This window comes from Micrococcus lylae NBRC 15355 (assembly GCF_001570885.1).
GTDB lineage: Bacteria > Actinomycetota > Actinomycetes > Actinomycetales > Micrococcaceae > Micrococcus > Micrococcus lylae.
This window is the reverse complement of sequence record NZ_BCSN01000013.1, coordinates 46,870-56,854: the sequence shown is the minus strand read 5'-3', so window position 1 is coordinate 56,854 and position 9,985 is coordinate 46,870. Positions and strand designations below refer to the sequence as shown.

At 72.0% G+C, this 9,985-nt stretch carries 7 protein-coding genes and 1 tRNA gene; 6 read left to right on the top strand and 2 right to left on the bottom strand.

From position 1 onward, the window contains the following. The first annotated feature begins 201 nt into the window (after nt 1–201). Together MLY01S_RS04385 and MLY01S_RS04380 are read left to right on the top strand one after the other, a co-directional pair. Nucleotides 202–2,295, top strand: a complete 2,094-nt coding sequence (locus tag MLY01S_RS04385) for an NHL domain-containing thioredoxin family protein (protein WP_067189653.1) — start codon at nt 202–204, stop codon at nt 2,293–2,295. A 71-nt stretch (nt 2,296–2,366) separates the two neighbouring features. Then, nucleotides 2,367–2,843, top strand: a complete 477-nt coding sequence (locus MLY01S_RS04380; protein ID WP_067189651.1) for a flavodoxin domain-containing protein — start codon at nt 2,367–2,369, stop codon at nt 2,841–2,843. Between the two features lie 178 nt (nt 2,844–3,021). On the opposite strand, the gene MLY01S_RS04375 is transcribed toward MLY01S_RS04380, so the two are convergent. Together MLY01S_RS04375 and MLY01S_RS04370 are read right to left on the bottom strand one after the other, a co-directional pair. Next, nucleotides 3,022–4,023 (bottom strand): AEC family transporter, encoded by a 1,002-nt coding sequence (locus tag MLY01S_RS04375; RefSeq protein ID WP_067189677.1) that lies wholly within the window; start codon nt 4,021–4,023, stop codon nt 3,022–3,024. Nucleotides 4,024–4,102: 79 nt separating this feature from the next. Then, a tRNA-Gly gene (locus MLY01S_RS04370) sits at nt 4,103–4,173 on the bottom strand. A gap of 109 nt (nt 4,174–4,282) precedes the next feature. Between MLY01S_RS04370 and dcd the strand changes: the two genes are divergently transcribed. The 4 genes from dcd to MLY01S_RS04350 are packed head-to-tail and all read left to right on the top strand — an operon-like array spanning nt 4,283 to nt 9,983. Further along, nucleotides 4,283–4,864: a dCTP deaminase gene (gene dcd / locus MLY01S_RS04365; RefSeq protein ID WP_067189675.1), complete on the top strand. Its 582-nt coding sequence runs from the start codon at nt 4,283–4,285 to the stop codon at nt 4,862–4,864. A 4-nt stretch (nt 4,865–4,868) separates the two neighbouring features. Beyond that, nucleotides 4,869–6,170 (top strand): MFS transporter, encoded by a 1,302-nt coding sequence (locus tag MLY01S_RS04360; RefSeq protein WP_067189649.1) that lies wholly within the window; start codon nt 4,869–4,871, stop codon nt 6,168–6,170. 40 nt (nt 6,171–6,210) lie between these two features. Next, a complete protein-coding gene (locus MLY01S_RS04355; RefSeq protein WP_067189647.1) occupies nt 6,211–9,390 on the top strand; it encodes a Na+/H+ antiporter subunit A in 3,180 nt (1,059 codons plus the stop codon). Continuing rightward, complete coding sequence (locus MLY01S_RS04350; RefSeq protein WP_067189645.1) at nt 9,387–9,983, top strand: Na(+)/H(+) antiporter subunit C; 597 nt, start codon at nt 9,387–9,389, stop codon at nt 9,981–9,983. The genes MLY01S_RS04355 and MLY01S_RS04350 overlap by 4 nt, the downstream gene beginning before the upstream one ends. The last annotated feature ends 2 nt before the right edge of the window (nt 9,984–9,985 follow it).

The window sequence follows — 9,985 nt, the reverse complement described above, 5'->3', positions numbered from 1 at the left end:
GTGGCCGCCGCCGAGCGCGCGGGCTGAGCCGGCCGGCCGAGGGGCGGACTGAGCCGGCGGACCGAGCGCGCCGGCTGAGCCGGCCGGCCGAGGGACGGATCGGCGTCCCGTCGGCTCCCGCCGTGCTGTGGCGGGGGCCCGGCCGCCCGAATGTGTCCGCGAACTTGCGGCTCGGGCCCGAGCGCGCGGGACAATGGGGGCATGACTGGCATCTCTCGTCCCGGCCCCCGCGTCCGCGCCTCCGAGCTCGTCGGCCGCGGCTGGCTGAACACCGGCGGCAAGGAGCTCACGCTCGAGGACCTGCGCGGCAAGATCACGATCCTCGACTTCTGGACGTTCTGCTGCATCAACTGCCTGCACGTGCTGGACGAGCTGCGCCCGCTGGAGGAGGAGTACCACGACGTCCTCGTGACGGTCGGCGTGCACTCCCCGAAGTTCGAGCACGAGGCCGACCCGGACGCCCTGGCCGCCGCCGTGGAGCGCTACGAGATCGCCCACCCGGTGCTGGACGACCCGGAGCTGACCACCTGGCAGGCGTACTCGGCCCGCGCCTGGCCGACCCTCGTGGTGGTCGACCCGGAGGGGTACATCGCCGCCCACCTCTCCGGCGAGGGCCACGTGGCCGGCCTGCGCTCCCTGGTGGCCGAGCTCGTCGCCGAGCACGAGGCCAAGGGCACCCTGCACCGCGGGGACGGCCCCTATGTCGCCCCGGAGCCGGTCGCCCGCGACCTGCGCTTCCCGGGCAAGGCGATCTCCCTGGCCGACCGCGGCTCCCGCCCCGGCACCTTCCTCGTGGCGGACACCGGCCACCACCGCCTCGTCGAGCTGGACGCGGACCTCAGCACCCCGATCCGCGCCATCGGCGGCGGCGACCCCGCCGACGCCCCTGACGAGGCCGCGCACCTGGCCTTCCCGACCCCCGCCACCCGCGGCCACGCCGACGGCGGCCCGGAGCAGGCACTGTTCAACGAGCCCAACGGCCTGGCCCTGCTGCCGGCCGAGGTGGCCGCGCAGGTCGGCTACGACGTGGTCGTGGCCGACACCGTGAACCACCGCCTCCGCGGCCTCAGCCTGGCCACCGGCGAGGTCCGGACGCTCGCCGGCAACGGCGTGCAGGCCCTCATCGACGGCGAGCGCGTCGCGGCGGCGGCGAAGGCCGCCGAGTCGGCCGACCCGGCCCAGGAGCAGGGCGCGGTGCCCGCGGACGAGGAGGGCGCCGTCGTCGTGCTGGGCCCGCTGGAGGGCAAGCCGACCGGGGTGTCCCTCTCCTCCCCGTGGGACGTGGTGTGGGACGAGGCGGCCGGCCACGTGGTGATCGCGATGGCGGGCACCCATCAGCTGCACGCCTACGACCCGGTGGCCGACGAGCTGTCCCTGTTCGCCGGCACCGGCCTGGAGGGACTGACCGACGGCCCGGCCGAGCGCTCCTGGTTCGCCCAGACCTCCGGCCTGGCCGTGGACGCCGCCGGCACCCTCTGGGCGGCCGACTCCGAGACCTCCGCGCTGCGCACGGTCACCGGCGGGACGGGGGAGCGGACCGTGTCCACGGCGGTGGGCACCGGCCTGTTCGACTTCGGCTACGTGGACGGCCCGGCGGAGCAGGCGCGCCTGCAGCACCCGCTCGGCGTGACCGCGCTGCCGGACGGCTCCGTGCTGGTCGCGGACACCTACAACGGCGCCGTCCGACGGTTCGCCCCGGCTGGGACCGATGCCGCCGGGCGCGAGACCGAGGCGGCGCTGTCCACCGTGGCCCGCGGCCTGGCCGAGCCCTCCGATGTGCTCGTGGAGGTGGACGCCGAGGGCAAGGCGGCGTCGATCGTGGTGGTGGAGACCAACGCCCACCGCCTGGAGCGGATCGCCGTGCCGGACGAGTACCTCACCGTGGACGAGGGCGCCCGCCAGACCCAGCGCCCGCGCACCCCCGTGGTGGCCGGCGAGTTCGGCCTGGCCGTCGGCTTCGAGGCCCCGTCCGGGCAGAAGCTCGACGATCGCTGGGGCGATCCCACTCAGCTGAAGGTGTCCTCCTCCCCGGAGGAGCTGCTGCTGGACGGCGCCGGCACCTCCACCGGTCTGACCCGCACGCTGCGTCTGAACCCGGACGTGGCCGAAGGCGTCCTGCACATCACGGCCCGCGCCGCCGCCTGCGACGGGGAGAAGGGGCAGCCGATCCCGGACCATGCCGCCTGCCACCTGTATCAGCAGGACTGGGGCATCCCGGTGACCGTCCATGCGGCCGAGGCCGCGCCGGAGGGGGCGGAAACCCGCCTGGACCTGGACCTGCGCGGGATACACTGAGCGGGAAGGCCGAGTCCTGCGCGCAGGGCCGCCGGAGAAACGCCCCCTGACACCGAAGGCTTCCTGAACCCATGACCACTCTCTTCGTCACCTCGTCCTCGCACGGGTCCACCCGGGAGATCGCCGAGCGCATGGCTCAGGTCCTGCGCACCAAGCAGGCCGTGGAGACCGTCGTCGAGGACGTCGCCGGCGCCGCGGCGTGGCTGGACACCGCATATGCCGTCGTGGTCTGCGCCCCGGTGTATGCCGGCAAGCTGGCCGCCGACGCCAAGCGCTTCCTGGACTCGCGCCGCGCGGAGTTGGCCGACAAGCCGTTGAACATCGTCGTCTCCGGCGGATCTCCCCAGCTGGACGACGCGCTGCGCATCCAGCTGGAGGCCTACCGCCCGCGGTCGGTGGAGTACTTCCGCGGCGCGGTCACCGAGGAGCGCCTCGGCTTCCTGGACAAGCTGAAGATCAAGCTGGCCAAGGGTGAGTACGGCGACTTCCGCGACTGGAAGGCCATCGAGGCCCACGCCTCCGCACTGGTCCAGCACGGGGCCCGCTGACCGGAGCCGGCTCGCGTGAGGCGCCGAGGGCGTTCTCCGCGGCCGTCCCAGGAAAGTGAGGGGCAGACACGGTGTTGAGATCGCATCTGAACCCCGTGTCCTGCCCCCAAGCCGCGGTTCAGGACGCGGTTCAGCACGCGGTGTGGGGCGCGGTGCAGCATGCCCACCGGGGCCGGCCTCAGGCGAAGAGCAGGGCGACGACCATCATGGCCGGGATCGCCAGCACCGTGGTCACCAGGACGGTGTCCTTCGCGACCACCACGCCGGTCTCGTAGCGCACGGCCGCCACGAACACGTTCTGGGCGGTGGGCAGGGACGCCAGCACCACCGCGATCATCAGCTCCCGGCTGCCCAGGCCCACCGCGAACGCGCCGATCAGCCACGCGATCACCGGATGCGCCACCAGCTTCATGGCCGAGGCCAGCACGGCGTCCCCGATGCGGCCGTCCGTCTTCCGCAGCGGCCGGGAGTCGGCCAGGGACATGCCGAACGCGATGAGCATCGCGGGGATGGACAACCCGCCGATCAGTTCCACCGAGTCCCACAGCGGTGCCGGCAGGGACCAGCCGGTGGCGGAGAAGAGCAGGCCGAGGGCCGAGCCGATGATCATCGGGTTGCGCGCGGTCTGCCCCAGCTGGCTCACCACCCGGCGGAACCGCCCGTAGGCGGAGGGGGAGCGGCGTGCGGACGGTGAGCGGCCGTCGTCGGCAAGCGCGGAACGGCGGGACTCCGCGGCCAGCGCGGCCTCCAGGACGGTGATGTACAGCGGCGTGTAGATCGCCAGCTGGAAGAGGATCACCGGGGCGGCCAGGGCGGCGTCCCCCAGGACGTAGGCGGCGATCGGCAGGCCCAGGTTCGCCGAGTTCACCATGGACGAGCCCAAGGCCGCGATCACCCGCTCCGAGCCCGTCCGGGACGGCAGCACGAACCGCGCCACGAGCATGAACACCGCGGCACACACCAGCGCCGAGGCGGCGGCCACCCACAGCTGCGGCCCCAGCACCGCGGTCACGTCCGCCTGGGACAGGGTCGTGAACAGCAGCGCGGGGGAGCCGATGAAGAACGAGGTGCGGGACAGCACCGTCCGCCCCTCGGCGCCCAGCACGCCGGTGCGGCCGGTGAGGAATCCGACGCCGATGATCACCCAGATGACGGTGAATCCGGAGAGCACCTCGGCCACGGGGACCTCCTCGACGTCAGGGGCGGACATGCGTTCGGCCCCGGACCCACGTGGGGTTCCGGGGCCGAACGGTTCGGAGAGCGGGCGACGGGAATCGAACCCGCGTATCTTGCTTGGGAAGCAAGCGCTCTACCATTGAGCTACGCCCGCAGACGCCACCCCACTGTACACCGCGCGGCCGGTCGGCCGGTGCGCCTCTGCCCGGGCACGTCCCATGATGGGGATCACATCCGCGCTGTTCCTGCGCTACGGTGAACCCGTGCTGCTCTCCGACCGTGACTTCCGTGCCGAGATCGACGCCGGCCGCGTGGCCCTCGAGCCCTACGACCCGGCGTTCGTCCAGCCTGCGTCCATCGACGTGCGCCTGGACCGCTTCTTCCGGCTCTTCGACAACCACCGGTACGCACACATCGACCCCTCGGTGGAGCAGCCGGAGCTGACCCGCCTCGTGGAGGTGGACCCGGAGGAGGCCTTCGTGCTGCACCCGGGCGAGTTCGTCCTCGGCGCCACCTACGAGAAGGTCACCCTCCCGGACGACATCGCCGCACGCCTGGAGGGCAAGTCCTCCCTCGGCCGGCTCGGCCTGCTGACGCATTCGACCGCCGGCTTCATCGACCCGGGCTTCTCCGGCCACGTGACCCTGGAGCTGTCCAACACCGCGACGCTGCCGATCAAGCTGTGGCCGGGCATGAAGGTCGGCCAGCTCTGCTTCTTCCGGCTCTCCTCGGCGGCCGAGCACCCGTACGGCTCCGGCCCGTACCTCAACCGCTACCAGGGCCAGCGCGGCCCGACGGCCTCGCGCGCGCACCTGAACTTCCACCGCACCGTCATCGAGGGCTGAGACCGTGGCCGCGGTGAGCAAGCGCCAGGTGGCCGCCTGGGCCGCGTGGGACTGGGGCTCGGCCTCGTTCAACGCGGTGATGGTCACCTTCGTCTTCGGCACCTACCTGTCCTCCGAGGCCTTCGGGGTGGACGCCCGCGGCACCGAGTGGCTCTCCGCCGGCATGGCGGTGGCCGGGATCGTCGTGGCGCTCACCGCGCCGGTGCTGGGCCGCCGCGCGGACCAGGGCGGGCGCCGCAAGCTGTGGCTGGCACTGAACACGGCGGTGGTGATCGCGGTGACGGGCCTGAGCTTCTTCGTGGCCCCGCACGAGCAGCACCTGCTGCTCGGCGTGGTGCTGCTGAGCATCGGCACTGTCTTCTTCGAATTCGCCGAGGTGCAGATCAACGCGATCCTCGTACAGATCTCCACCCCGCAGACCGTCGGACGGATCTCCGGCATCGGCTGGGGCGCCGGCTACCTCGGCGGCATCGTGCTGCTGCTCATCGTCTACGTCGGCTTCGTCTCCGGCGACGCCGCCTGGTTCGGCATCCCGCACGAGCAGTCCCTCAACATCCGCGCCGTGGCCGTGGTGGCCGCCGTCTGGTTCCTGGTCTTCTCCCTCCCGGTCCTGTTCGCCGTGCCCAGCCCGACGGCGGCCCAACAGGAGGGCACCGGCGCGCCGGCCGAGACCGTGCTGGGCTCCTACCGGGCGCTCTGGGAGCGTCTGTGCCGCCTGTGGCGGGAGGACCGCAACACCCTGAAGTTCCTCATCGCCTCCGCCGTCTTCCGCGACGGCGTCGGCGCGGTCTTCCTCTACGGCGGGGCCCTCGGCACCACGGTCTTCGGGATCGCCGACGGCGACGTGATCGTCTTCGCGATCGTGGCGAACGTGGTGGCCGCCGCGGGCGCCTTCGCCGGCGGCTGGCTGGATGACCGGTTCGGTCCGCGCGCAGTGATCCTCGGCTCGATCGCGGCCATGTGCGCCACCGCCGTGGGCCTGTTCTTCTCCGAGGGGCCGCGCGCGTTCTGGATCGGAGGTCTGATCCTCTGCCTGTTCGTGGGGCCGGTGCAGTCGGCCTCCCGCGCGTTCCTCGGCCGGCTCACCACCCCGCAGACCGCGGGCGAGCTGTTCGGCCTCTACGCCACCACCGGCCGTGCGGTCGGCTTCATCACCCCGGCTCTGTCCTCTGTGGCCCTGGCGATCACCGGCGACCAGCGCTGGATCATCCCGACCATCGTGCTGGTCATCCTGGCCGGCGGAGTCTTGTTGCTCAGTGTGAACACCCCCCGCCGTCCGGTCAAAGAGGTGGAACCGCGCCGGTAGTATGGACGGTACCCTCGCCCGCTGATGCCGAAGGGACCCCATGCTCGTCACCCTGATCGCCCTGTTTGCGGTCGCCATGGTGGCGCCCTGGATCTTCCGCTTCACCGGACGTGAGGGGTTCTATGTCCTCGCCGCCGTCCCGGCCGCCGGTTTCGTCTGGCTGCTGACGCGCATGCCGGACGTCTTCGCGCTCCAGTCGGCGATCGACGCGGGAGCGGACGCCCCGGCGCAGGCGGACGGCCTCGTCCGGGAGATTCCCTGGGTTCCGTTCCTGGACATCTCCCTCAGCTTCCGCATGGACGCGCTCTCCGCCTTCATGTCCCTGATCGTGCTGGGCGTCGGCGCGCTCGTACTGGCCTACTGCGCCCGCTACTTCCGGGAGCACGAGGCGAAGGACGCCGTGTTCGGCGGCCAGCTGCTGGCCTTCGCCGGAGCGATGTTCGGCCTGGTCACCACGGACGACCTGATGGTGCTCTACACCTTCTGGGAGATCACCTCGGTCCTGTCCTTCCTGCTCATCGGCTACGCAGGGCAGCGCATCTTCGCCCGTCGCTCCGCCATCCAGGCGCTGATCGTCACCACCTTCGGCGGCCTGGCCATGCTCGTCGGCCTGCTGATGCTCGGCGTCCAGGCCGGCTCCTGGAAGGTCTCCGGTGTGCTCGCCGCGGCCCCGGAGCTTCTGGCGGACCCGGCCCTGCGCGGCTACGCCGAATGGGCGGTGGCGCTCGTGCTCATCGGCGCGCTGACCAAGTCCGCGCAGATCCCGTTCCACTTCTGGCTGCCGGCGGCGATGGCCGCGCCCACCCCGGTCTCCGCCTACCTGCACGCCGCGGCGATGGTGAAGGCCGGCGTCTTCCTCGTCGCGCGCCTCGCGCCGGCATACGCCGGTCTGATGAGCTGGCAGGTGCTCGTGACCGGCGTCGGCCTGGCCACCCTGCTGGTCGGCGGCTACCGGGCCCTGCGTCAGACGGACATCAAGCTCGTCCTGGCCTACGGCACCGTCTCCCAGCTCGGCTTCCTGATGGTCGCCAACGGCTTCGGCACCAGGGACGCCGCCATGGCCGGCCTGGCGATGCTGATCGCCCACACCCTGTTCAAGGCGCCGCTGTTCATGGTGGTCGGCATCATCGACCATGAGACCGGCACCCGTGACGTCCGGACGCTCTCCGGGATCGGCCGCGGCCACCCGGTGCTGGCCGGCATGAGCGCCGTGGCCGCCGCCTCCATGGCCGGTCTGCCCCCGCTGTTCGGCTTCGTGGCCAAGGAGTCCGTGCTGGAAGCGGCCCAGCACACCGCCGAGCACCACGGGACCGTGTGGGCCTGGATGCCCCTCGTGGTCCTCTCGCTCGGCTCCGTGCTCACCGTGGCCTACACCTGCCGCTTCCTCTGGGGTGCCTTCGCCACCAAGCACGAGAAGGACGACGCCGGCACGCTCCGCCCCGTGCCTGCCACCGCGTTCCGCACCTCGGTCACCGCCCTGGAGATCGGCCCGTCCATGGTGCTCACCGCACTCTGCGTGGCGATGGCGTTCGTGCCGGGGCCGATCGAGAAGGTCATCACCGCCCACACCGGTGCCCTGGACCCGCTCGACGGCGCCGAGGAGCCGGCCCACCTCGCCCTCTGGCACGGACTGACGCCGATCCTCGCGCTGTCCGCCGCGATCATCGGGCTCGGCCTGCTGCTGGCGTGGCAGCGCACCCGCGTGGAGCAGGCCCAGGAGCATGTCCAGTTCCCCTGGGACGCGTCCAAGGTCTACCAGCGGATCATCTACCAGCTGGACGCGCTCGCCGTGTGGGTCACCGGCCGCACGCAGACCGGCTCGCTGAGCACCTACCTGGGCATCATCCTCACCGTGGCCCTGGGGCTGCCGCTGTACTTCATGGTCTTCCCCGCGGGCGGCCATGAGAGGCCTCTGGCGACCCTCTGGAGGCAGGCGGAGATCGTCGTGGCCGAGGACGCGGCGCAGGCCTTCGTCGTCCTGGCCATCGTGGTCGGCACCGTGGCCGCCGTGAAGGCGCACCGGCGCTTCATGGCCGCGCTGCTGGTGGCCATCACCGGCTACGGCGCCGCCGCCATCTTCGCCTTCCGCGGCGCCCCGGACCTCGCCATCACCCAGGTGCTCGTGGAGACGATCGTCCTCGTCACCCTCGTGCTCGGCCTGCGCTCCCTGCCGGCCAGCTGGGACCGGCGCGCCTCGGGCCACGGCCGCCGCTGGCCCCCGGTGTTGATCGCCGTGTCCTTCGCCCTGGTGATGATGTGGGTGGCCGCGACCGCGCTGGCCGCCCGCACCGCCGCCCCGATCTCCGTGGACATGCCGGAGCTGGCCTACGCGGACGGCTACGGAAGCAACGTGGTCAACGTGACCCTCGTGGACATCCGTGCCTGGGACACCTGGGGCGAGATCACGGTGCTGGCGGCGGCCGCCACCGGCGTGGTCTCCCTGGTGTTCCTCCAGCACCGCGACCGTCGTGGCCGTGCCCTCGCCGACGTGAAGACCGGCTCGGTCGGCCGCATCACCTCCGAGTCCGCCATGGGCACCGCCGTGCTCTCCACCGTGCGCCGCTTCGCGGTGAACGACTCCTCCTTCTGGCTCGAGGGAGGCCGCACCCTGGCTCCGGAGCGCCGGTCCATCGTGTTCGAGGTCATCACCCGACTGATGTTCCACCCGATGGTGCTGTTCTCCCTGTACCTGCTCCTGGCCGGGCACAACACCCCCGGCGGCGGCTTCGCCGGCGGCCTGCTGGCCGGCCTGGCGCTCACCCTGCGCTACCTTGCCGGTGGCCGCTACGAGCTGCAGAACGCGATCCGGGTCCCCTCGGGTGTACTCCTCGGCGCGGGCCTGGCCCTGGCCTCCCTGACCGGCCTGTTCCCGCTGTTCTTCGGCGGGCAGGTCCTGCAGTCCGCGCACGTCGAGTTCCACGACCTGTTCCTGCTCGGGGACGTCAAGCTCGTCACCGCCACCGTGTTCGACATCGGCGTGTACCTCGTGGTGATCGGCCTCGTCCTGGACGTGCTCCGCTCCCTGGGCTCCGAGATCGACCGTCGCGGCGACGAGGCCCGCATGGCTCGCGAGAAGGCCCGGATGCACCGGCGGCGCCGCCACCACCGCGCCGGCGCCTCCGGTGCCGTGGCCGGTCGCAGCCGCCCCCCTGTGCAGGGCCCCGCCGGCAACGGCACCCCGACCACCGCCCCGACGACCGCCGAGGAGGCCGGACGATGATGAGCATCGACCTCGCCCTGCTGGTCGCCATGGGCGTGATGTACGCCGGTGGCATCTACATGCTGCTCGAGCGCACCCTGACCCGCATCCTGTTCGGGATCATGCTGATCACCAACGCCACGATCATGCTGCTGCTGATCACCGGGGGCCGGTCCGGCGACGCCCCGATCCGCATCGAGGGCAAGGACCCCACGACCTACTCCGACCCGCTGCCGCAGGCGCTCATGCTGACCGCCATCGTCATCGGCTTCGCCGTCACCGCGTTCCTGGTCGCCATGATCTACCGCTCCTGGCTGCTCAGCCGCGAGGACGTCGTGGCCGTGGACCCCGAGGACGTCAAGGTGGCCTCCCAGGAGGCCTTCGACGCGGAGGAGGACTCCGAGCTCGAGGAGGAGACCTCAGAGTTCCTGGACGACTCCTGCGATCCCAACGCGGACTACGAGCACACCTCCGAGGAGCGCAAGGCCGTCCGCGAGGTGTCCGCCCGCCGCGGCCACCCCGCAGGCAGGTCCCGGGACACGTCCGCGGACCACACAGTCACCGGCGGGTCCCGCCCGGCCGGCACCGCCCGTGAGGAGCGTGAGCGCCCGTGATC

What these genes read in the sequence shown, in the direction of transcription:
- MLY01S_RS04385 (WP_067189653.1), top strand. Translation starts at nt 202, where the DNA reads ATGACTGGCATCTCTCGTCCCGGCCCCCGCGTCCGCGCCTCCGAGCTC.
- MLY01S_RS04380 (WP_067189651.1), top strand. Translation starts at nt 2,367, where the DNA reads ATGACCACTCTCTTCGTCACCTCGTCCTCGCACGGGTCCACCCGGGAG.
- MLY01S_RS04355 (WP_067189647.1), top strand. Translation starts at nt 6,211, where the DNA reads ATGCTCGTCACCCTGATCGCCCTGTTTGCGGTCGCCATGGTGGCGCCC.
- MLY01S_RS04350 (WP_067189645.1), top strand. Translation starts at nt 9,387, where the DNA reads ATGATGAGCATCGACCTCGCCCTGCTGGTCGCCATGGGCGTGATGTAC.